A 21,831-nucleotide genomic window follows, 5' to 3' on the forward strand; every position below is an offset into this window, starting at 1 on the left:
GGAGGGCGCAGGGAAGGCCGGGTGCTGACCGCACCCATGGTCCGCGTGCAACAAGAAAGCACGCGGCAGAACCACAGGTGACAGCCGAACAACCGGCCTTCCCTGCACGATGGCTTAACGCTTATACGCGATCTCCCCGGGGACCGGCTCTCTTGCCCCCGTCGCCCGCGATGCTCGTCGAATGGCATCGCAACTTGGCCTCAGCACCGGGAGGCCAGGACCACGCGATTTCACGTGCGTGCATATGCTGTTCGTCGGCGAGCTGATCGCCCGCTGCAGCACACGCACACCCACCGCATCCCGCGCCCAACGTTCGTGACGACCGCGAAGCGCCCCTCCTGGAAGAGCGCGGGACGGCGACCAGCATCGTCGTGATTTGCCCGACGACGCAAGGTTGCAGACATGCGACAGAATGGCACGACGGGCAGTTTTCGCGTAGCTGTTATGCGGAAGATGCTGCTGCCGCCGCTGGCAGAGGCAACGAACACACCGAGGTTGAGATGTGGCCGAGATTTCGCTCGCTGAAGCAACCCGTCATCCTCGCCCTGTGCGGGACGATAGGATCGACCGCGATGGCTGACCCGATCGAGCCTCATAAGGTTCCGACCGAGACCATTCGCACGCAGCCTGCGGGCAATCCGAACCCGGCGTCGGCTTCGCCCATCGATGATCCCGCGGTCCACACCTTTAAAGTGCAGCCATCCTCAGAGGGAATGTCATCGGCGGTCAGCGCCCCGCTCGGTGACGATCGTGACGTCGGCAACGGCGCTTTCAAGCCGGACGCCCACGCTATTCGCACGATCCCGATCGGGCCTGACACCGGCACAAGCTTCGAGGTCGATCGGCATTTCGCTCCGGGCACGAGCGCGCCGTCGCAACCTTTGTCGGCGAAGTAGCCGACAGTTGAGTTGGTCGTACCTAACAAGCAGGTCAGCTATGGCAGGACGGACGCTGAGGCTATGCTGAAGCGGCCCCGGTCATCCTGGAGACGGTGATGTCAGCAAAACCGAAGGCCAGATGGAAGATACACGGCTATAAAGGTCTGGAGCTGGTGTTCGATAAAACCCTGCCAGGAGGTTACTCTCATGGTGAGATCAAAACGCTGCTCCAGGGGCTGGCTTGTCGCGATTACACTCCAGATGAAATATTCAACGCGTCGACTCGTACAGGGCGAAAACAAGGCTTAGAGCCGCGCGTTGACGGACCTCCGAACGGAAACAGGGTCACCATCTGGATTGAAAGCGGTCTCGTCAGCTACATCGCCGGTTACTGGAGAGCCGGCGAACCCGACGTGCCGGCCGACTAATCTGTATATTCCTATCTTCGTCGGGAACGCCCCGGTTGCAGCGGCAAGCGCCCGTCCTAACCTTGTTGAGTACTTCCAACGCTCTTAGACCATTCGGTTGGAGGGCTGATTTTATGAGAACCCGAGCAGCCGCTCCGCCAATCGTTTCGAAGAGATGGATTCTCAGAAGTGATCCTCACCAACCGAACACTACGGCCGCGCCAGAACTCGACGCTGCGGACTTGATTCCATTCGAACTTGTTTTCGATGCGCTTGACGATTCCGACTGCGTTGGCGTTTGCAATTGCAAGGCGATCGTCTTTTGAGAGTTTCCACTTCCGCTCGAAATATGCGTCCAGAACGTCCCGCTTGATACGCCATCCAATCGGCTCATCGCCGTAGAGCGCTTCGCCCCAGACCGCATCGGCTTCGTCCACACCACAGACGGTGAAGTTTATAATCCTGGCCATACGCTCCGCGACCTCCATGTGATCTCTGTCACGTTCTAGCAGACGTAGTGCTCTCCCGCAGCCAGCCTGAGCCGCGCTTTATTTTGAGGGTTTATGATTGCCTTCATTCTGAGGGTTATGATTGCGGCTGAGGTTCTGCGCTCGCTTCAAATCGCGCCGCACGCTACCGTGGCCGCCATTCGATTCTGACCCAAGGTACCGACCCATGACCGTACGCCTGCATCGCGGCGACCTGCCTGATCTCTCCCGCTACACGTCATCCGTGGCGATCGACACCGAGACCATGGGGCTCAATCCGCATCGCGACCGGCTCTGCGTGGTGCAGCTGTCGCCCGGCGACGGCTCGGCCGACGTGGTGCAGATCCCCAAGGGCCACACCGATGCGCCGAACCTGAAGGCGCTGCTCGGCAATCCCGCCATCACCAAGATATTCCACTTCGCGCGCTTCGACATCACGACGCTGTTTCATAGCTTCGGCGTGATGCCGCAGCCGATCTATTGCACCAAGATCGCCTCGCGGCTGGCGCGCACCTATACCGACCGTCACGGTCTGAAGGACCTGGCGCGCGAGCTGCTCAACGTCGATTTGTCGAAGCAGCAGCAGTCGAGCGACTGGGGCGCCGACACGCTGACCGAGGCTCAGCTTGCCTATGCCGCCTCCGACGTGCTGCACCTGCATGGCTTGCGCGAGCGTCTCGACATGATGCTGGCCCGCGAAGGGCGGACGGCGTTCGCCCAGTCCTGCTTCGATTTCCTGCCGACGCGCGCCCGGCTGGACCTGACGGGATTCGAGGCCGAGGACATCTTTGCCCATTCCTAAGGCAGGGCTGCCGGCGGCTGGAATCCTTAAACTCTCGTAATCATTGGTCCCGGTCATGAAATCGGTCGGGATTCCCGCCATTTGGGCTGTCTCGGACCGGGTATCCGATATCAGCCGGACCCAGTTCCGGGCTGCATTGCCGCGTGATGCCGTGTAAAATGCAATCTTGTTTCCCGCCTCGGAGCTCCGGTGAATTCGGTCCACAACCCAGTCTATGATTCCGGGCTCGAAGCGCGCTTCGCGCTTGCTGCCCGCCATAGCCGACTGGTGGGGATCCTGCGGATTGGTGTGCCCGCAGTGGTGAGCGTGGCGATGGCCGTCGTGCTGTATTTCGCGTTCTTCAACGAGTATCGCGTCCCGATCGATACCGGGAATTTGTCCGGCAATCTCGTCGTCGCCGGCCGGAAGATCACCATGGAAACGCCGCATCTGACCGGCTTCACTCCGGACCAGCGGCCCTATGATCTGGTGGCCAAGACCGCGACCCAGGATCTGACCGATCCCGACCACGTGGAGCTGAACACGGTGCGCGCCAAGGTGCTGATGCAGGACGGTTCGACCGTGACCTTGGATGCGCTGACCGGCCTGTTTGACACCAAGCAGCAGCAGATCGACCTGCACAAGAACATCGTGATGACGACGTCGACCGGTTACCAGGCCTTCCTGAGCCAGGCGCATGCCGACATGGCCAAGGGGACCGTGAGCTCGGACGAGCATGTCGACGTCAAGCTGACCAACGGCACGCTGAGCTCCGATCGCTTACGCATCGTCGACAATGGCGATGTCATCCGCTTCGAAGGCCATGTGGTGATGAACCTGGTCAATCTCGACGCCGGCAATCCAGCAACTGCACCTTCGCCGGTGCAGGCCGAAGCCGCGGCCGAACCGGCGCATGCTCCGCCGCCGTCCCATCCGCGGCGGTCCAAGACCACCAATGCAAAGTGATTTCATGATCAGACGATCCAGCGCGTTGTCCACTGGCGCGAACCTCGTTCGGACGGCCGCCGTTGCGTTGCTGCTGACGGCAGCACAGCATGCTGCCCATGCGCAGGGTACCACGACCGGCGTGCCGAATGCGCTGCAGGGCTTCTCGCAGAACCGGGACCAGCCGATCCAGATCGAAGCCGCGTCGCTGGAGATGGTGGACAAGAAGAAGGAGGCGACCTTCTCCGGCAATGTGAAGGTGACGCAGGGCGACACCACCATGACCTCCAAGTCGCTGGTGGTGTTCTACGAGGGCGGCGGCTCGTCGTCGCCTGCCAATGCGCCCGCCAAGCCGGCGAAGGGCGCGACCATGCAGGCCGCGACACCGGGGCCCGGCGGGGCGTCCTCGATCAAGCGGCTGGAGGCGCGCGGCAACGTCGTCGTCACTCAGAAGGACCAGGTCGTGACCGGCGAGACCGCGACATTCGACCCCAAGAGCAACCTGATCACGATGCAGGGCGGCGTGGTGCTGACCCAGTGCAAGAACGTGATGCGCGGCGACCGCCTGACGGTGGACATGACAACCGGCGTTTCCCGGGTCGAATCCGACAGCGGCCGAGGCGTGCAGGTGCTGTTGCCCCAGACGTCCGGCGGCGGCGGCCCGGGTGGCGGCTGCGGCTCGGAGAGTCCAGGTGCCAAGCCCGGCTCGCCGCTGCAGTTGCCGGGTATAAATAAACCGAAGTGACATCAAGGGCTTGCGATTTCGCACGTCCACTCCGTTGAACCCGGCCATGGCGCGTTCTATCTAGCGAACGGCAGCTTCCGCCTTCGTGCCGCAATGCGTTGCGAAGCTGGAAGACCGGACATTGAGCGCTGACGCTGGGTGCCCTGAGGTCGCAGCTGGTCCAGGGATATATCGGTTCGTTGTCGAACGAGACGGCGACGAATCAAGGCTGCTGCAGCAGGCGAAGGGCACCTTCGGGAAGGCGTAAGCGAACGGGGATGGTGGATCTATTCGGCAAGTTCGGTCGGCGTCCTGCCCAGCACGGCCAGCGGGGATCGACGCGCGCGCGGGACGACATCACCGCACTCGACGATCGCTTCGACGAGCTGGCCGATATGTCGCATGAGCAGGCGGCGCTGCGCATCAATCCACGCTCGCCACAGAACACCGAACAACTGCAGCGCAAGGCCAAGCCGAAGGCCAACAATGCCGGCGGTCCGCAATTGCTGCGGCGGCCGGGCTTCCTCGCCGTGCACAACATCGAGAAGAGTTTTGGCAGCCGGCAGGTGGTGCGCGGCGTCTCGATCTATGTCCGCCGCGGCGAGGCGGTCGGCCTGCTCGGGCCGAACGGCGCCGGCAAGACCACCGTGTTCTACATGATCACCGGGCTGATCAAGGCCGACCGCGGCGCCATCGAGCTCGACGGCCACGACGTCACCAAGCTGCCGATGTATCAGCGCGCCCGGCTCGGCATCGGCTATCTGCCGCAGGAGGCCTCGATCTTCCGCGGCCTCACCGTGGAGCAGAACATCCGCGCCGTGCTCGAGGTGGTCGAGCCGTCGCGCAAGAAGCGCGAGCGCGAGCTGGATTCGCTGCTGGAAGAATTCACCATCACGCGGCTGCGCAAGTCACCGTCGATCGCATTGTCCGGCGGTGAGCGCCGCCGCGTCGAGATCGCCCGCGCTCTGGCCACCCGCCCGAACTACATGCTGCTCGACGAGCCCTTTGCCGGTATCGATCCGATCGCGGTGGGCGACATCCAGCAGCTGGTGCGCCACCTCACCAATCGCGGCATCGGCGTCTTGATCACCGACCACAATGTGCGCGAGACGCTGGGCCTGACCGATCGCGCGTACATCGTCTATGCCGGTCAGATCCTGACCGAAGGCAGCCCGGAAGAAATCGTCGCCGATCCCGACGTGCGCCGGCTTTATCTCGGCGAGGAATTCCGGCTGTAAGCGGCGCCATGAGGCCCGGAGATGGTGAGCAGAAGGGCATTCCGGCAACGCCCGGATGTTTCTGATGCGGGGCGGTCACTATCTCTGTTGCGCTGCGCCATACTCCGTTTTTCTTGTTCGTCAAGCCGTGTACATCGGCTCTGGACTAAGCTAAGCAAGAATCGGACCATTTTCAGGGACTGTTCTTGCCTCCATGGCGCTGTCGCAGAGATTAGAATTCCGCCAGTCGCAATCGCTGGTGATGACGCCGCAGCTGATGCAGGCGATCAAGCTGCTGCAGCTGTCCAATCTCGACCTCTCCACCTTCGTCGAAGAAGAGCTGGAACGGAACCCGCTGCTCGACCGCGCCAGCGACGGGCCGGAGCCGACGGTGGCCGGCGAGCCCACCGCCGAGCGCAGCGACTATGCCGAGCCCGACGGCGGCGGCGATGATTTCGAAGGCGGCGGGGGCGCCGAGAGCACCGAGCCGGGCCAGGAAGACTGGATGAACCGCGATCTCGGCAGCCGCGCTGAGATCGAGCAGACACTCGATACCGGCCTGGACAACGTCTTCTCCGAAGAGCCGGCCGAGGCGGCCGCGCGCAACGCCCAGGACGCACCGCCAAGCACCTATACCGAATGGGGCGGCGGCGCATCTGGTGACGAGGACTACAATCTGGAGGCCTTCGTCGCCGCGGAGACCACACTCACCGATCACCTCGCCGAGCAGGCGGCGGTCGCCTTGGTCACGCCCGCCGACCGGATGATCGGCCAGTATTTGATCGATCTTGTCGACGAGGCCGGCTATCTGCCGGCCGATCTCAGCCAGGTGGCGGAGCGGCTCGGTGCCGAGGCGGAAGACGTCGAAGCCGTGGTCTCGGTGCTGCAGACATTCGATCCGCCCGGCATCTGCGCACGTAATTTGAGCGAATGCCTGGCAAACCAGCTGCGCGAACTCGACCGCTATGATCCGGCGATGCGGGCGCTGGTCGAGCATCTCGACCTCTTGGCCAAGCGCGATTTCGGCAGCCTTCGCAAGCTTTGCGGGGTCGACGACGAGGATCTGGTCGACATGATCGGCGAGATCAGGCGGCTCGATCCGAAGCCGGGCTTGAAGTTCGGCACCGCCCGCACGCAGACCATGGTGCCCGACGTCTACGTGCGGCCCGGTCCGGACGGCGGCTGGCTGGTCGAGCTCAACAGCGACACCTTGCCGCGGGTGCTGGTCAATCAGGTCTACTACACGGAGCTGTCGAAGACGATCCGCAAGGATGGCGACAAATCCTATTTCACCGATTGCCTGCAGAACGCGACCTGGCTGGTGCGCGCGCTCGATCAACGCGCCCGCACCATCCTGAAGGTGGCAACCGAGATCGTCCGGCAGCAGGACGGCTTCTTCACGCGCGGCGTCGCACATCTGCGGCCGCTCAATCTGAAGGCCGTCGCGGACGCGATCCAGATGCACGAATCGACGGTGTCGCGCGTCACGGCCAACAAATACATGGCGACCAACCGCGGCACCTTCGAGCTGAAATATTTCTTCACGGCGTCGATCGCCTCCGCCGACGGGGGCGAGGCGCATTCGGCCGAAGCGGTGCGTCACCACATCAGGCAGCTGATCGATGCCGAGGCGCCTTCGGCGATCCTGTCCGACGACACCATCGTCGAGCGGCTGCGCGCATCCGGCATCGACATCGCCCGCCGCACCGTGGCGAAATACCGCGAGGCGATGCGGATTCCATCCTCGGTCCAGCGCCGCCGCGACAAGCAGAGCATGCTGGCCCATGCCCTTTCGACGCCGTCATCCGCCTCCGACCGATCCCGCGATACGGCCCCCGCCTGATTGCGCGAACGCCAAATCGGGCTAGTCTGCGGGTCCGGGCCTAGCGCACTGTTCCCGCCTTCGTATCGTACCGCGGCCGGGTTTTACGAATGTCAGAACCAAAGGGACACTGGGACATTAGGATCTGGCGCGGTTTTGGATTTGTCATTCGCCGACCGACTCGCGACACCACTGGCGCGCATATCAAATCCACCGCACTGGCTTGATCGAGGTAGCAAATGACCCTGAGGATTTCCGGTAAAAGCATCAGCGTCGGCGAAGCGTTGCGCGGTCGCGTCAGCGTGCGCACCGAAGAGGTGCTACGCAAATATTTTGACGGCAATTATTCGGGCCATATCACGCTCTCCAAGGATGGCTTCGGCTTCCGCACCGATTGCGCGCTGCACCTCGATTCGGGGATCACGCTGGAAGCCGAGTCCAATGCGCAGGACGCCTATGCCAGCGCCGACCAGGCGCTGCTGATGATCGAGAAGCGGCTGCGTCGCTACAAGAGCCGGTTGAAGGATCGCTCCGCCCGCAAGACCGCGGTGGCTTCCGCCGCGCTCGCAGAGCTTCAGATGCCGACGCTCGACGCGCCGAGCTACGTCATCGAGGCACCCGGCGAAGGCGACGAGGAGGTCACCGGCTACAACCCCGTCATCATCGCGGAGGCGACCACCGCGCTGAAGCGGCTCGCGGTGTCGGAGGCGGTGCTGGAACTTGACCTGACGGGTGCCGCCTGCCTGGTGTTCCAGCATGGCTCCACTGGGCGCGTGAACATCATCTACCGCCGCCCCGACGGCAATATCGGGTGGGTCGATCCGCCCGTCGTAAAGGCCTGAATTCGCCCTCAGGCCGCCGTCTTGAGGGTGTCATGGTTTGATGGCCTCAAGGCCATATCTTAAGGCAACGATATTTAGGATAGATCGCAGGACCATGCTTGCGGCAGTTGGCACCGCCGTTGCATTGGGGTAGAAGCCCCCGCATCGGACAGGGGCCGTGCGGCCCGCGGCCTCACCGTCTTGACGCAGGTCTGTCCCGCCCTATCTCGCACACTGACGGTTCATTCACCTCGGAACGCCCTATGACGATTACCGATCTGGTCGCACCCGAGGCGATTCTCCCGGCTTTGAAGGTGAACAGCAAGAAGCAGGCGCTGCAGGAGCTGGCGGCGCGTGCGTCTGTCCTGACCGAGCAGAACGAGCGATCCATTTTCGAGGTTCTGCTGCAGCGCGAAAAATTGGGTACCACGGCGGTCGGCTACGGCGTCGCGATTCCCCATGGCAAGCTGCCCAAGCTGGAGAAGCTGTTCGGCCTGTTCGCGCGGCTGGAGCGGCCGATCGATTTCGAGGCGATGGACGGCCAGCCGGTCGATCTGGTCTTCCTGCTGCTGGCGCCCGAAGGCGCCGGCGCCGATCATCTGAAGGCCCTGGCGCGGATCGCGCGCCTGCTGCGCGACCAGGACGTTGCCAAGAAGCTGCGCGCCTCGCGCGACGCCCAGGCGATCTATTCGGTGCTGGCGCTGCCGCCCGCGTCGGCGGCCTGACCTCTCCATAGTCGTTCCACCGTCATTGCGAGGAGCCGACAGGCGACGACGCAATCCAGACTGCCGTCTCGGCGCCGGATCGCTTCGCTTCGCTCGCAATGACGGGCGCCACGGCGACACGTGTTTCAGCTGGTGGGATGATCTCAGCTCACCCGCATGCGCATTGTTGGGCGCGAGCGGCGTATCTGGGTGCAACATCATTGAGCTCGAGGCGATCGGGTGTGGACTGTTTCTGATCCAGATGGAGCAACACAAAAAAATACGCGGGCAGGCCCGGAGGGCACCACCCGCGTATCATGAAATTCTCTGCGCTGCTCCAATCGCGGCGGCCGCCTGAGCTGCCGCCGGAGCGCTGCTGTTGGAGGCTTAGTGCACGCTCACGGCCTGGAGTTCGTGGCTCCATGCATTGGCGATCGCCGCTTCGCGGCTATCGGTGAGCATGATCGGCGTGCCGTCCGCGGCATGGAGCGCAAACAGCTTCAAGCCGGGCGCGATCTGCGGCGCCTGCGGGAAGAGGCCGGGGACGTCCTCTGACCGGATCTGCTTTACATAGGCGATGTGGCCTTCGCCCAAGGTCGCCAGCGATTCCAGCGAGACGTTCGATTCCGACGCGACGATACCTTCAGTCATGGTCTCGACTCCTTCTGAGACTTAAGCGGTCGAGTCCGCTACTCGTTCCATATGGTCTATTATTCGTGTTCATTAATAGCGATTGTCTTAACGACGCGCTCCGGCTCCGGCCGGGTCAGGTCGATCGACAAAAGCCCGTTCTTCAGGTCCGCACCCTGCACCTGCATCCCCTCCGCCAGCACGAAGGTGCGCTGAAAGTGGCGCGCGGCGATGCCGCGATGGATGTATTGCCGGGTTTTGTCGTCCTGCTGGCGGCCGCGGATCACGAGCTGGTTTTCCTCAATGGTGACATCGAGTTGGTCACGGGTAAAACCCGCCACCGCCAGCGTGATCCTGAGCCGCTCGGACTGGCCATTGGTGCGCTCGAACCGCTCTATGTTGTAGGGCGGATAGCCGTCGGCACCTTTGACCACGCGGTCGAGCACACGCTCGATCTCGTCGAAGCCCAGAAGGAACGGACTGGAGAGCGAAGGAACACGAGACATAGTTTACAAAGTCCTCTCGAAGCGACTTTGACGTTTCGGGGCCCTATCGGCACCCCTTGCATAGCAATATGGGCATCGCCTTGACGCGTTCAAGCGCCGGGCCGAGGCCGGAACGATCCCTACCCGGAACAGGTTAAAGCTTGATGCGCCGTCGGCCATCGGCCGAGAACAGGTGCAGCCTCCCGCGCGGTGCGCAGGCGCGAATTCGTGTGCCAATGCCGGGCGCCGCTTCGCCGGGCACGCGCACGATGATGTCGCCGGCCGCGGCCAGGACGCTGAGCCCGTCGTCATTGCCGTCGCGCCGTCGCGTGCCATAGACGTAGGTCTCGGCGCCGACATGCTCGATCGCCTCGACCGTTAGGTCGAGCGCAACACCGCCGGCCGGCGCGCGCTCCGTCACCTCGAAATGCTCGGGGCGGATGCCGAGGATGCCGGCCTCGCCGAGCGCCGGGCTGGCGCCGAGCTGCGCCTTCAGAGCGTCGTCCTCGAGCTTGATCAGGTTCATCGGCGGTGCGCCGATGAAGGACGCGACGAAGGTCGTCGCGGGTTCGTTGTAGATATGCAGCGGGCTGCCGATCTGCTCGACCTGGCCGGCGCTCATCACCACCAGCATATCGGCGAGCGTCATCGCCTCGAGCTGGTCATGGGTGACATAAACAGCGGTGGTTGCCAGCCGGCGCTGCAGCTTGCGGATTTCGACCCGCATCGCGATGCGCAGCTTGGCGTCCAGGTTGGACAGCGGCTCGTCGAACAGGAACACCTTGGGCTGTCGCACGATGGCGCGGCCCATTGCCACGCGCTGGCGCTGGCCGCCGGACAATTGTCCCGGCTTGCGCTGCAGCAGCGCGCCGAGCTCCAGGATGCGCGCCGCCTCCTGGACGCGGGCGTCGATATCGGCCTTCTGCGTGCCCCGGTTGCGCAGGCCGTAGGCCATGTTGTTGTAGACGCTCATATGCGGGTAGAGCGCGTAGTTCTGGAACACCATGGCGATATCCCGCTCGGCGGGCTCGACCTGGTTGACGACGCGGCCGCCGATGTCGATCTCGCCTGATGTCACGGTCTCGAGCCCCGCGACCATGCGCAGCAGTGTCGACTTGCCGCAGCCGGAGGGGCCGACCAGCACACAGAACTGGCCGTCGCCAATCTCGAAATCGATGCCTTTGATGGCCTCGTAGCCGTTGGGGTAGGCCTTGCGGACATTGCGGAGCGAGACATTAGCCATGGGTTACCCAGCGAATAGGAAGTGGCGAATAGGGAAGAGAGCGGAGCAAGCGGGCCGGCAGATAGTCCCATTCGCCATTCGCCACTCCCTTCCTCATTTTTCGGTCTCGATCAGGCCCTTGACGAACAGGCGCTGCATCAGGACGACGACCGCGACCGGCGGCAGCATGGCGAGCACGGCGGTCGCCATCGCCACCGACCATTCGGTCAGCGCGTCATGCACGTCGAGGATCTTCTTGATGCCGATCACGATGGTCTGCATGTCGTCGCGCGTCGTGATCAACAGCGGCCAGAGATACTGATTCCAGCCATAGATGAACAGGATCACGAACAGCGCCGCGATGTTGGTGACCGACAGTGGCAGCAGCGTATCGAAGAAGAAGCGGATCGGACCCGCGCCGTCCATCTTCGACGCTTCGACCAGCTCCTTCGGGATGGTCATGAAGAACTGCCGGAACAGCAGCGTCGCGGTGGCGGAAGCGATCAGCGGCAAGATCAGGCCGGAATAGGAATCCAGCATGTGCAGGTCGCTGGTGATCTTGTAGGTCGGGAAGATGCGCACCTCGACCGGCAGCATCAGGGTGACGAAGATGATCCAGAACGTGGTCATCCGGAATGGGAACGCGAAGAACACGATGGCATAGGCCGAGATGATCGAGATCGCGATCTTGCCGAACGCGATGCCGAGCGCCATCAGCAGGCTGTTCAGCATCATCATGCCGACCGGCTCGTGCGTGGTGCGGCCGGCACCGGCCGTGAGGGTGGTCCAGTAGGTATGCAGCGCGTGGCTGCCCGGATAGAGCGGCATCTGGCCGTTGGCGATCACGGCGTTGTCGTGAGTCGAGGCGATGACGGCGAGATAGACCGGGAAGACGACGATCGCGACGCCGATCAACAGCACCACGTGCGGAAGCAGATTTCCAAAGCGGCGATGCTCGACCATGGCTTAATAATGAACCTTCTTCTCGACGTAGCGGAACTGGAATGCGGTGAGCCCGATCACGATGATCATCAGGACCACCGATTGCGCGGCCGAGCCGCCGAGATCGGTGCCGGCCTTGCCGTCCTGGAACACCTTATAGACCAGGGTCTGTGTTGCGCTGTTCGGGCCGCCCTCGGTGGCGGTGTCGATGATGCCGAGCGTGTTGAAGAAGGCGTAGGTGGTGTTGACGATGATGAGGAAGAACGTCGTCGGCGACAGCAGCGGGAACACGATGGTCCAGAACCGGCGCCACGGCCGGGCGCCATCGATCGCCGCCGCCTCGATCACGCTTTTCGGAATCGACTGCAGCCCGGCGAGGAAGAACAGGAAATTGTAGCTGATCTGATTCCACACCGCGATGGTGACCACGAGGATCATCGCGTGGGTACCGTTCAGCACCGGATTCCAGTCGATGCCGGCGCGCTGCAGGCTGCGCGCGATCATGCCGAGGCCCGGCTGGAACATGAAGATGAAGACGGCGCTCGCGACCGCGGGCGCGACCGCATAGGGGATGATCAGGAACGTGCGATAGACCTGCAGGCCGCGAAGCTCACGGTTAGCCATCACCGCGAGCAACAGGCCGATGGCGAGCGAGCACACCACCACCAGGAGCGAAAACAGGAAGGTCACGGCGATCGAATGGTAATAGGCTGGTGTCGTCAACAGCGAGACGTAGTTCTCGAACCAAACGAACTCGGTCGAGATGCCGAAGGCGTCCTGCACCAGGAAGGATTGCCAGAGTGCCTGGAACGCCGGCCAATAGAAGAATATCAGCGAGATCGCGAGTTGCGGCAGGACAAGCAGCAGCGGCAGCAGCCTGCCTGAAAAGATCGCCCGGTTCTCCATGAGCCCCCGCCCTGATATTGCCGGAGCCAAGCTTCCGGTTTTCGGCTCCGGTCGAAGCCTGCGAAACTTGCCGTAAGGCGATCGTGACCGGCCCCCCGGCCGACCACGATCGGTCATTGCCGCCGTTATTTGCCGGCGGTGCGTTCGAACTGCCGCAGCATCTGGTTGCCGCGCGAGACGGCCGCGTCCATCGCGTCCTTGGCCGACTTCTTGCCGGCCAGCGCCGCCTCGATTTCCTCGGACCAGACGTCGCGAATCTGCACCAGGCCACCGAAGCGCAGGCCGCGCGAATTCTCGGTCGGCGGCTTGTTGGTCAGCTCCTTGAGCGGCACTTCCAGGATCGGGTTCTTCTCGTAGAAGCCCGACGCCTTGGTCTTCTCATAGGCCGCCTTGGTGATCGGCAGATAGCCGGACTCCTCATGCAGATAGACCTGGCGATCGGTGTCGGAGAGGAAGGTGAAGAACTTGGCAATGCCCTTGTATTCTTCCTTCGATTTGCCGCCCATCACCCACAGCGAGGCGCCGCCGATGATCGAGTTCTGCGGTGCGTCCTTCACGTCCGGGAAATACGGCATCGCAACAGCCGTGTAGTTGAACTTCGCGTTGGCCTTGACGTTGGGGTAGAACGACGAGGAGGTCAGGTAGAGCCCGCATTCACCCGAGGTGAAACGGCCCTCGCCGGTGTTGGTGCGGCCCGAATAATCGAAGCTCTTGTCCTTCTGCAGCTCGACCAGGTTCTCGATCAGCTTGGTCTCGAGCGGCGTGTTGAAGACGAACTGGGTGTCGAAACCGTCGAGGCCGTTGGCCTTGGTGCCGATCGGCACGTTGTGCCAGGCGGAGAACTGCTCGATCAGTCCCCAGGTGATCCAGGACGCCGACAGGCCGCAGGTCGGGCTGGTGGCGTGCAGCTTCTTGGCGTCGTCGAACACCTCCGGCCAGGTCTTCGGTGGCTCGTTGATGCCGGCCTTCTTCAGCGCGTCGAGGTTGACCCACATCACCATGCTCGACGAATTGAACGGGAAGGACAGCATGTCGCCCTTCGCAGTCGAGTAGTAACCGGTGATGGCCGGCAGATAGGAGGCCGGGTCGAACTTCTCGCCCTGCTCCTTCATCAATTCGGAGACCGGCTTGATGGCGCCCTTGGCGGCCATCATGGTCGCGGTGCCGACTTCAAACACCTGCATGATCCCCGGCGCATTGCCGGCGCGGAACGCGGCGATGCCGGCGTTGAGCGTATCGGCGTAGCTGCCTTTGAAGGATGGGACGATCTTGTAGTCGCTCTGCGAGGCGTTGAAGTCGTTGGCGAGCTTGTTGACGACATCGTTGTTCGGGCCCGACATGGCGTGCCACCACTGGATTTCCGTGACCGCATAAGCGGGCGAGGCGGCGGCGAAAGCAAAGCTCGCCGCGCCGAGGGCAGCAGCGCTAAATCGTCGAAGTGACATCAAAACATTCCTCCAGAGGGCGTCATCGCGTTGGGGCCGTTAGCAGCGGTGGATGACGATTATGTGAATGGTATAACCGGTGGGACCGTCAGGGGAAAGTGCCGTGCAAGGCACGCGGGAGAGGGTGGAGGTCTCCCGTAATGCGGGCTTCGTCATCCGCTGCGCCATTCCGTAGCGCAGCGAGACGACAGGATGATTGCGCTCCAGTGCGGAGCGTCATGGTAAACTGAAGCGCTAACCACGAACTCGATTTCACCTCTCCCCAGCGGGGACAGGTGGCCGTCGGTGCTGCGCCAACACTTACCGTTTGCGCTCGGTGGTGACGATGCCACCTTTGACCAAGGCGTCGATGTCGTCGGCCGAATAGCCGAACTCGCCGAGCACCTCATGGGCGTGCTGGCTGTATTTCGGCGGGGTCGAGCGCAGGCTCGCCTTGGTGCGCTCGAGCCGGATCGGGGAGGCGACGCCCTTGTACCAGTCCTTCTCGATAATATCGCCGCGCGCGAGCGTGTGCGGGTTCTGCAAGGCCTGATCGATCTTCTGCACCGGGCCTGCCGGCAGCCCGGCCGCGAGCAGCCGGTTGCACAAGGGCTCGGCCTCGGACTGGCTGAACACGGCAGCAAGCTCGGTCCGTAACGCGTCACGGTTGGCAATACGGTCCCGGTTGCGGGCAAAGCGCGGATCCGTGCCGAGCTCCGGCCGGCCGATCTCCTTGCAGAGCTTGCGGAAGGTGCCGTCATTGCCGACGCCGATGAAGATGTTGTCAGTCTTGGTCGGGAAGATCGCGTAGGGCACCAGGTTTGGATGCTCGTTGCCGGTCAGGGACGGCGGCTTGCCGTGCATGAAATAGTTCGCCGTATGCGGATGCATGATGGCGAGCCCGGTCTCGTACAGCGTCGTTTCCAGGAACTGGCCCTGGCCGGAGCGCTGCCGCTCCGACAGCGCCATCAGGATACCGATCGCCGCATAGAGCCCGGTGGTGATGTCGACCAGCGGGACGCCGATCCGCATCGGGCCAGACTCCGGCGAGCCGGTCGCGGCGATCATGCCGGTCATGGCCTGGATGATGGCGTCATAGCCGGGATTGCCGCCGCGCGGACCATCGGCGCCGAAGCCGCAGATGCGGCAGTGCACCAGCCTGGGAAATTTCGCGCGCAGCACATCGCTGCCGATGCCCCATTTCTCCAAGGTGCCCGGCTTGAAATTCTCGATCAGCACGTCGGCGGCCTCTAACATCTTCAGCAGCACCTCGCGGCCGCCCTCGGATGCGAGGTCGAGACCGATCGAGCGCTTGTTGCGGTTGATGCCGATGAAATAGGCCGCGTCCTCGTCGTGGAAGGGCGGGCCCCAGTCGCGCACCTCGTCGCCGGCCGGCGGCTCGACCTTGATCACGTCGGCGCCGTGATCGGCCAGGATCTGGGTGCAGTAGGGGCCGCCGAGCACGCGCGTCAGGTCGATCACGCGCAAGCCGGCCATTGCACCAGGAATTATGGCGCCGGGAACGAAGGAAGGGGTCATCAGGACATCGCGAGGTTGGTGTTGTCTCGCGGTCATAAAGCATTGCTGTGGCAGCGGCGCAAATGCGCCGCCGCCAGGATCTGCCGTGAGCCGGCGAATGCCGCGCCGCAGAAAGCGCGGCCGAACGGCCTCACACCACGGTCAACTTGACGTCGATGTTGCCGCGGGTGGCATTGGAGTACGGGCAGACCTGATGGGCCTTCTCCACCAGCGCTTCCGCGTCGGCCTTGGCGAGACCCGGCAGCGAGACTGCCAGTTCGACGGTAAGGCCGAAACCGCCTTCGGAACGCGGCCCGATGCCGACCGTTGAGGTGACCGAGGTGTCGGCCGGCACCTTCGGGCCGCCCTGCGACGATACGAACTTCATGGCACCGAGGAAGCAGGCGGCATAGCCGGATGCGAACAGCTGTTCGGGATTGTTGCCGGCGCCGCCGGCGCCGCCGAGCTCCTTCGGGGTGGCGAGCTTGACGTTGAATGAACCATCGAGCGTTGCGGCCTGGCCGTCGCGGCCGCCAGTTGCCTTGGCACTGGTCTTGTAGAGCACGTTCACGGACATGGGAGACTCCGGTGTGAGGATTTCGATCAATGCTATATATTGCAGACAATTGAATTGTGCACAATGCAATTGTCAGATAGAATTCTCGTGATCGGGTGCAGCGTCGGCTGCTAAGCCGCCGAGGCATTTTCAAGCGAACACCCAGGATACGCGACGAGGTGACCATGCCCAGAAAGACCGCGGCCGACGCGTCGCTCCTGCTCGGCAACCAGCTCTGCTTTGCCATCTACTCGGCAGGCCACGCGTTCAACCGCGCCTACAAGCCGCTGCTCGGCCGGCTCGGCCTGACCTATCCGCAATATCTCGTCATGCTGGTGCTGTGGGAGCGCGATGGCCTGTCGGTGACGGAGATCGGCGAACGCCTGTTCCTCGATTCCGGGACGCTGACCCCGCTGCTGAAGCGGCTCGAGGCGGCGCATCTGGTCAAGCGCACGCGCTCCGCGTCCGACGAACGCCAGGTGCTGGTCGCACTGACGGCGCAAGGTACGGGCCTGCGCGACAAAGCCAAGAGCATCGTACCGCCGGCGATCCTGGCGGCGACCGGCTGCTCGGCCGGAGAGCTATCGACGCTGCAGAAGGAATTGGTGGCGCTGCGCGAGCGGCTGGATGAGGGGGCGGAGGGGTAGGGTCAGGCTACAGGTGCTTCTTAGCGAACGCGCGACCAGAGCCCGATTTCAGATATTTCTCGAAGGCGAAGGCCTTTTTCTCGTCGCTGAATGCAATGTAGGTCTTGAGCCGCCACGGCCGATACTTCGAGGTGTGCGGCACCTCGCCAGCATTGTGCTTCACGAGACGAGCAGGAACGTCGTCCGTGACGCCGGCGTAGAAATGCTCGCCGTCCAGGCTTTCGAGAATATAGACGAACTTCATGAGTTAGCTCGACCAGGCTCGCGGTCCGCCTTCGCCCTTTGGGCTACGGCGCGACAGCCTTCGCTCACTTCGCTACGAGAGACGGAAGGCCGGCTTGCCGAGCCGAAGCTCGCGAAGCGAGCAAAGGCTGGTGGAGCCAGGCGGGATCGAACCGCCGACCTCTTGCATGCCATGCAAGCGCTCTCCCAGCTGAGCTATGGCCCCTTAAGACGACCGGCGGTCTGGGCGACGCGCCGGGGAGCACCGTGAACCACAGTTCGCGGATGATCTCAAGTGTCTTATATCAGGTATCTTCATCGCCTCCGACGTCGCCGATGATGTCGGTGACGTCTTCGTCGCCTTCTTCTTCGTCGGCAATGAAGGTCGAGTCATCGTCTTCGTCGTCGTCGAGGGTTTCGTCGATCTCGATGTCGTCCTCCGACTCCGGCACGACGGCCTTGACCTTGCCGGTGTTCTCCTCGGCGTCGGCCTCCTCGAGCGGCACCAACTCCTCAGCCTCGGCCGGCTCCGGCACGGCTTCGGCATGCGCGGCAGCCCGTGCGGCCTCGCCACGTGGCACCCGTGACGGCGCGATGGGGGCGATCGGCACCACATCGCCGGTGTAGGGCGAGATCACCGGATTCTTATTGAGGTCATAGAACTTTTTGCCCGTCGTCGGGCAAATGCGTTTGGTTCCGAGCTCGGATTTGGCCACGTTCGGCGTCCTGGCAATGTCTGAAAAGCGGTGCTTCACTTGGCTAGTTGCGGCGCCGCTGTCAATAGCGCTTGTGACGGGAAAATAACCAGCCGTGACGCCCGCCGGGGGCTGTGATACCTGCCGGCCCGGAACATCCGAGGACACCGCCTTGACCACATCCGTGAGCCGAACCCCGCTCGAATCCCGTAGCTCGGGCCCCCTGAGCGGCACGATTCGCGTGCCCGGCGACAAGTCGATCTCGCACCGCTCCCTGATCCTGGGGGCCCTTGCGGTCGGCGCGACCCGGGTGTCCGGCCTGCTCGAGGGCGAGGACGTGCTGAACACGGCCAAATCGATGCAGGCGCTGGGCGCCAAGGTCGAACGTACCGGCGAGTTCGCCTGGACCATCCATGGGGTCGGCGTCGGCGGCTTCGCCCAGCCATCGGCGCCGCTCGATTTCGGCAATTCCGGCACCGGCTGCCGGCTGGTGATGGGCGCGGTCGCAGGCTGCCCGGTCACGGCCGTGTTCGATGGCGATGCCTCGCTGCGCAGCCGGCCGATGCGCCGCGTGCTCGATCCGCTGGCGCTGATGGGCGCCAAGGTCACATCAGGCGGCGAGGGCGGCAGGCTGCCGCTGACGTTGCGAGGGGCGCGCGATCCGATCCCGATCACCTACAAGACCCCGGTGGCCTCGGCCCAGATCAAATCGGCCGTGCTACTGGCCGGCCTCGCCGCACCCGGCATCACCACCGTGATCGAGCAGGAGGCGAGCCGCGATCATACCGAGTTGATGCTCAAGCATTTCGGCGCCGAGATCGTCACCACGGCTGAGGGCCCGCACGGCCGCCGCATCGCGCTGACGGGCCAGCCCGAGTTGCATGGTGCCGACGTCATTGTCCCCGGAGATCCGTCCTCGGCCGCGTTCCCGATCGTGGCGGCGCTGATCGTCGAGGGCTCGGATATCATGCTGCCCGATGTGATGACCAATCCGCTGCGCACCGGCCTGTTCACGACCCTGCGCGACATGGGCGCCTTCATCGAGGAGGCGGAGGTGCGCGGCGATGCCGGCGAGCCGATGGCGCGGTTGCGGGTCAAGGCCTCGCGGCTGCGCGGCGTCGAGGTGCCGCCCGAACGGGCGCCGTCGATGATCGACGAATATCTGGTGCTGGCGGTGGCAGCCGCTTACGCCGAAGGCACCACCATCATGCGCGGCCTGCAGGAGTTGCGGGTCAAGGAATCGGATCGGCTCGAGGCGACCGCCGCGATGCTGCGGGCCAACGGCGTCAAGGTCGAGGTCTCCGGTGACGATCTGATCATCGAGGGCAGGGGCCATGTGCCCGGCGGCGGCCTCGTCGCTACCCATATGGACCATCGCATCGCGATGTCGGCGCTGGTGATGGGCCTAGCTTCCGACACCCCGGTCAAGGTCGATGACACCGCCTTCATCGCCACCAGCTTCCCGGACTTTTTGCCGCTGATGCGCAAGGCCGGCGCGGAGTTCGTGTAAGGAGCGTCCATGGCCACCTCGTTCGATCGCACCGCGTTGCTTGACGCATTCGATCAAATCGGGCGCGCCGCTATGAAGGCAGGAACGAAGCTGCAGATCGCCGTCTATGGCGGCTCGGCGCTGATGCTGGCGAGCAATTTCCGCTTCGCAACTGAAGATGTCGATGTCTCGGAGTTGCCGACGCCGTTGCCAAGCTGGCTGGCCGACACATTGCGCGAGATCGCGCAGCGGAACGGGTGGTCAGACGACTGGTTCAATGATGGAGTGGCTTTCCATCTGAGCCCGTTCGCCGATCAAGCTGCGGACCGTTTGGAATTTGGCAGCTTTCCGCGCGATGGAGATCCGCCTGGACTTGTGGTCTCGGTTCCTTCAGCCGAATATCTGCTGGCCTTGAAGCTAAAGGCGGTGCGGATCACGGATCCCGTTCGGGGCGACGCCGAGCGTCTGGACATTCTCAATCTGATGCGCGTTGTCGGCATCTCGACGCCAGATGAGGCGATCACGCTGCTTGCCAAGTACTTTCCCGCCAGCGCAGCGTCTGCCGAGAAGCAGCGCTTTCTGCTGAAGCACATGAACGCCGAAGGAGCGGCCGATGCGCCCAAATACCCTCGCTGAGGCCGTGACCCGCATTCAGGCCGGCGAGCCGCGCGAGGTGGCGCTGGCCGAGTTCGTCGATAGTTTTGATCTCGCCGCATCCGATAGCGACCGCTATGCGGCGATCGAGCAGGAGCCCGACTTGACCGGCGATGTCAGGCTGGACGCCCTGGTTGGCGGGATCGCCGAATATCTCGCCAAGCAGCGGCGGCTTGGCCGGGTGCCGCCCTGGACCGGCGGCGCGCTGCGGCGGCTGGCCGAGCCCTGGTTCACAACGTCATCGACATCGCCAGCAATGCGGGAATATCTCACCTTCGCCAGCCCCGGCGAGTTCTCTTCCCGAAACATTTTTACTGAGGAGCAGCCGCTGCGCCGAGCGCGCGGTCCCGCCCTCCCCAGGACACCTGCAGAATGATCATTGCCATCGACGGGCCGGCAGCCTCCGGCAAGGGTACGCTCGCCAAGCGTCTCGCCGCGTATTACGGATATCGGCATCTTGATACCGGCGTAATGTACCGCGCGGTTGCCCATGTGATGCTGACTGCCGGCCTCGACCTCAATGACGAGGTCAAAGCGGCCGAAATCGCGATCAGGCTTGATACAAGAACTTTTGCTGACCCCGCCCTCAAGAGCCAAGCGGTCGGGTCGGCGGCTTCTGTGGTGTCGGCGCTGCCGAAGGTGCGGGAGGCGCTGGTCAGGTTCCAGCGCGAGTTTGCGGCAAGTCCGCCCGGCGCCGTGCTCGATGGCCGCGACATCGGCACCGTGATCTGCCCCGATGCCGAGGTGAAGATTTATGTCGTCGCCGATCCCAGGATCCGGGCGCACCGCCGGACCCTGGAGGCACGGGGCCGGGGTGAGGCGGCCGACGAGGACGCTGTTCTGGCTGACATCCTGGCCCGCGACGAACGCGACCAGAAGCGCAGCATTGCCCCTTTGAAACAAGCACCGGATGCTTACTTGCTAGATAACTCCCATTTGGATATAGAAGGCGGCGTCCGGGCCGCCATCGACATCGTCGAGGCCGTTCGAGCGGGCCGGCAGCGGGTTTGACACCTTCCGCTGCTGTCATTGGAGGAGAGCCCGCTCCCGCCCTTGAACGTCGATAGCTCGATCGCGTTACGATCGGGTCCGACCCTCCGGACGCACTTCAACGTATCGTATGTGCAGGCACTGCCGGCCCGCTTTTTCGCGTTCGCGCGATGGAAGCGGTCGTCTGGGGTTTGTGGACCTCCAGGCACTGTTCATCCGATACGCCGATCAACCTAAACGCCGGCAAGACAGTCTGCTTCTGGAGAACCAATGGCTTCGAGTACCTCTGCGAATTCCTACAATCCCAGCCGCGATGATTTTGCCGCGATGCTGGACGACTCCTTCACGAAGGGCAACCTGCAGGAAAGCTCCGTCGTCAAGGGCACGGTGGTTGCGATCGAGAAGGACATGGCCGTCATCGACGTCGGCCTGAAGACCGAAGGCCGCGTGGCGCTGCGCGAATTCGCCGGGCCCGGCCGTGACACTGAATTGAAGGTCGGCGACGAGGTCGAGGTGTTCCTCGATCGCATCGAAAACGCGCTCGGCGAAGCCGTGCTGTCGCGCGACAAGGCCCGCCGCGAAGAGAGCTGGGGCAAGCTCGAGAAGGCCTTCAACAACAATGAGAAGGTTCACGGCGTCATCTTCAACCAGGTCAAGGGCGGCT

At 63.5% G+C, this 21,831-nt stretch carries 26 protein-coding genes and 1 tRNA gene; 15 read left to right on the top strand and 12 right to left on the bottom strand.

Annotated elements, in window-relative coordinates:
- Positions 1–371 precede the first annotated feature (371 nt).
- A complete protein-coding gene (locus tag WA702_RS12175; RefSeq protein WP_425110773.1) occupies positions 372–896 on the top strand; it encodes a hypothetical protein in 525 nt (174 codons plus the stop codon).
- 98 nt (positions 897–994) lie between these two features.
- Positions 995–1,306 (top strand): hypothetical protein, encoded by a 312-nt coding sequence (locus WA702_RS12180; RefSeq protein WP_425110774.1) that lies wholly within the window; start codon positions 995–997, stop codon positions 1,304–1,306.
- A 56-nt stretch (positions 1,307–1,362) separates the two neighbouring features.
- Here the strand turns inward: WA702_RS12180 and WA702_RS12185 are convergent, their stop codons facing one another.
- Positions 1,363–1,773, bottom strand: coding sequence for a hypothetical protein (locus WA702_RS12185; protein ID WP_425110775.1), 411 nt, complete (start codon positions 1,771–1,773; stop codon positions 1,363–1,365).
- A 187-nt stretch (positions 1,774–1,960) separates the two neighbouring features.
- On the opposite strand from WA702_RS12185, the gene WA702_RS12190 reads away from it, so the two are divergent.
- From WA702_RS12190 to ptsN, 7 genes are all read left to right on the top strand, one after another.
- A complete protein-coding gene (locus WA702_RS12190) occupies positions 1,961–2,575 on the top strand; it encodes a ribonuclease D (protein ID WP_425110776.1) in 615 nt (204 codons plus the stop codon).
- Positions 2,576–2,764: 189 nt separating this feature from the next.
- Entirely contained in the window at positions 2,765–3,520 is a 756-nt protein-coding gene (gene lptC, locus WA702_RS12195; RefSeq protein WP_425110777.1) for an LPS export ABC transporter periplasmic protein LptC, read from the top strand.
- A gap of 4 nt (positions 3,521–3,524) precedes the next feature.
- Positions 3,525–4,244, top strand: a complete 720-nt coding sequence (locus WA702_RS12200) for an LptA/OstA family protein (RefSeq protein WP_425110778.1) — start codon at positions 3,525–3,527, stop codon at positions 4,242–4,244.
- 257 nt (positions 4,245–4,501) lie between these two features.
- Positions 4,502–5,461 carry an LPS export ABC transporter ATP-binding protein gene (gene lptB / locus WA702_RS12205; RefSeq protein WP_425110779.1) on the top strand — a complete coding sequence of 320 codons (960 nt, stop codon included), beginning with the start codon at positions 4,502–4,504 and terminating at the stop codon, positions 5,459–5,461.
- Positions 5,462–5,654: 193 nt separating this feature from the next.
- A complete protein-coding gene (gene rpoN / locus WA702_RS12210) occupies positions 5,655–7,283 on the top strand; it encodes an RNA polymerase factor sigma-54 (RefSeq protein ID WP_425110780.1) in 1,629 nt (542 codons plus the stop codon).
- 218 nt (positions 7,284–7,501) lie between these two features.
- Complete coding sequence (gene hpf / locus WA702_RS12215; RefSeq protein ID WP_425110781.1) at positions 7,502–8,104, top strand: ribosome hibernation-promoting factor, HPF/YfiA family; 603 nt, start codon at positions 7,502–7,504, stop codon at positions 8,102–8,104.
- Between the two features lie 242 nt (positions 8,105–8,346).
- Positions 8,347–8,808, top strand: a complete 462-nt coding sequence (ptsN, locus tag WA702_RS12220) for a PTS IIA-like nitrogen regulatory protein PtsN (RefSeq protein ID WP_425110782.1) — start codon at positions 8,347–8,349, stop codon at positions 8,806–8,808.
- 366 nt (positions 8,809–9,174) lie between these two features.
- On the opposite strand, the gene WA702_RS12225 is transcribed toward ptsN, so the two are convergent.
- From WA702_RS12225 to WA702_RS12260, 8 genes are all read right to left on the bottom strand, one after another.
- Positions 9,175–9,438 carry a DUF1150 family protein gene (locus WA702_RS12225; RefSeq protein ID WP_425110783.1) on the bottom strand — a complete coding sequence of 88 codons (264 nt, stop codon included), beginning with the start codon at positions 9,436–9,438 and terminating at the stop codon, positions 9,175–9,177.
- Between the two features lie 59 nt (positions 9,439–9,497).
- A complete protein-coding gene (locus tag WA702_RS12230; protein ID WP_425110784.1) occupies positions 9,498–9,923 on the bottom strand; it encodes an Hsp20 family protein in 426 nt (141 codons plus the stop codon).
- 133 nt (positions 9,924–10,056) lie between these two features.
- Positions 10,057–11,145 carry a sn-glycerol-3-phosphate import ATP-binding protein UgpC gene (locus WA702_RS12235; RefSeq protein ID WP_425110785.1) on the bottom strand — a complete coding sequence of 363 codons (1,089 nt, stop codon included), beginning with the start codon at positions 11,143–11,145 and terminating at the stop codon, positions 10,057–10,059.
- Between the two features lie 93 nt (positions 11,146–11,238).
- Positions 11,239–12,087, bottom strand: coding sequence for a sn-glycerol-3-phosphate ABC transporter permease UgpE (ugpE, locus tag WA702_RS12240; protein WP_425110786.1), 849 nt, complete (start codon positions 12,085–12,087; stop codon positions 11,239–11,241).
- A gap of 3 nt (positions 12,088–12,090) precedes the next feature.
- On the bottom strand, positions 12,091–12,972 hold the full coding sequence (gene ugpA / locus WA702_RS12245) for a sn-glycerol-3-phosphate ABC transporter permease UgpA (protein WP_425110787.1): 882 nt from the start codon (positions 12,970–12,972) through the stop codon (positions 12,091–12,093).
- Positions 12,973–13,097: 125 nt separating this feature from the next.
- Positions 13,098–14,417, bottom strand: coding sequence for a sn-glycerol-3-phosphate ABC transporter substrate-binding protein UgpB (ugpB, locus tag WA702_RS12250; protein ID WP_425110788.1), 1,320 nt, complete (start codon positions 14,415–14,417; stop codon positions 13,098–13,100).
- 300 nt (positions 14,418–14,717) lie between these two features.
- Positions 14,718–15,893, bottom strand: a complete 1,176-nt coding sequence (locus WA702_RS12255; RefSeq protein ID WP_425110797.1) for a CaiB/BaiF CoA transferase family protein — start codon at positions 15,891–15,893, stop codon at positions 14,718–14,720.
- Positions 15,894–16,065: 172 nt separating this feature from the next.
- The gene (locus tag WA702_RS12260; RefSeq protein WP_425110789.1) at positions 16,066–16,491 is read right to left on the bottom strand and encodes an organic hydroperoxide resistance protein; all 426 of its coding nucleotides are present in this window, start codon (positions 16,489–16,491) and stop codon (positions 16,066–16,068) included.
- Positions 16,492–16,655: 164 nt separating this feature from the next.
- Here WA702_RS12260 and WA702_RS12265 point away from each other — a divergent pair, with 164 nt between their 5' ends.
- The gene (locus tag WA702_RS12265; RefSeq protein WP_425110790.1) at positions 16,656–17,117 is read left to right on the top strand and encodes a MarR family winged helix-turn-helix transcriptional regulator; all 462 of its coding nucleotides are present in this window, start codon (positions 16,656–16,658) and stop codon (positions 17,115–17,117) included.
- 7 nt (positions 17,118–17,124) lie between these two features.
- On the opposite strand, the gene WA702_RS12270 is transcribed toward WA702_RS12265, so the two are convergent.
- The 3 genes from WA702_RS12270 to WA702_RS12280 all read right to left on the bottom strand — a co-directional run bounded on the left by WA702_RS12270 (position 17,125) and on the right by WA702_RS12280 (position 18,055).
- The gene (locus WA702_RS12270) at positions 17,125–17,361 is read right to left on the bottom strand and encodes a GIY-YIG nuclease family protein (RefSeq protein ID WP_425110791.1); all 237 of its coding nucleotides are present in this window, start codon (positions 17,359–17,361) and stop codon (positions 17,125–17,127) included.
- Between the two features lie 128 nt (positions 17,362–17,489).
- A tRNA-Ala gene (locus WA702_RS12275) sits at positions 17,490–17,565 on the bottom strand.
- Positions 17,566–17,644: 79 nt separating this feature from the next.
- Positions 17,645–18,055: a TIGR02300 family protein gene (locus WA702_RS12280; RefSeq protein WP_425110798.1), complete on the bottom strand. Its 411-nt coding sequence runs from the start codon at positions 18,053–18,055 to the stop codon at positions 17,645–17,647.
- Positions 18,056–18,206: 151 nt separating this feature from the next.
- On the opposite strand from WA702_RS12280, the gene aroA reads away from it, so the two are divergent.
- From aroA to WA702_RS12305, 5 genes are all read left to right on the top strand, one after another.
- Positions 18,207–19,544, top strand: coding sequence for a 3-phosphoshikimate 1-carboxyvinyltransferase (aroA, locus tag WA702_RS12285; RefSeq protein ID WP_425110792.1), 1,338 nt, complete (start codon positions 18,207–18,209; stop codon positions 19,542–19,544).
- Between the two features lie 9 nt (positions 19,545–19,553).
- Entirely contained in the window at positions 19,554–20,159 is a 606-nt protein-coding gene (locus WA702_RS12290; protein WP_425110793.1) for a hypothetical protein, read from the top strand.
- Positions 20,137–20,553, top strand: a complete 417-nt coding sequence (locus WA702_RS12295; RefSeq protein ID WP_425110794.1) for a hypothetical protein — start codon at positions 20,137–20,139, stop codon at positions 20,551–20,553. The genes WA702_RS12290 and WA702_RS12295 overlap by 23 nt, the downstream gene beginning before the upstream one ends.
- Entirely contained in the window at positions 20,550–21,188 is a 639-nt protein-coding gene (gene cmk / locus WA702_RS12300) for a (d)CMP kinase (RefSeq protein WP_425110795.1), read from the top strand. The genes WA702_RS12295 and cmk overlap by 4 nt, the downstream gene beginning before the upstream one ends.
- Before the next feature lie 249 nt (positions 21,189–21,437).
- Positions 21,438–21,831: S1 RNA-binding domain-containing protein (locus WA702_RS12305; protein WP_425110796.1), on the top strand; the 394-nt coding region annotated here is incomplete at its 3' end.

Source organism: Bradyrhizobium sp. (genome assembly GCF_049798375.1).
GTDB lineage: Bacteria > Pseudomonadota > Alphaproteobacteria > Rhizobiales > Xanthobacteraceae > Bradyrhizobium.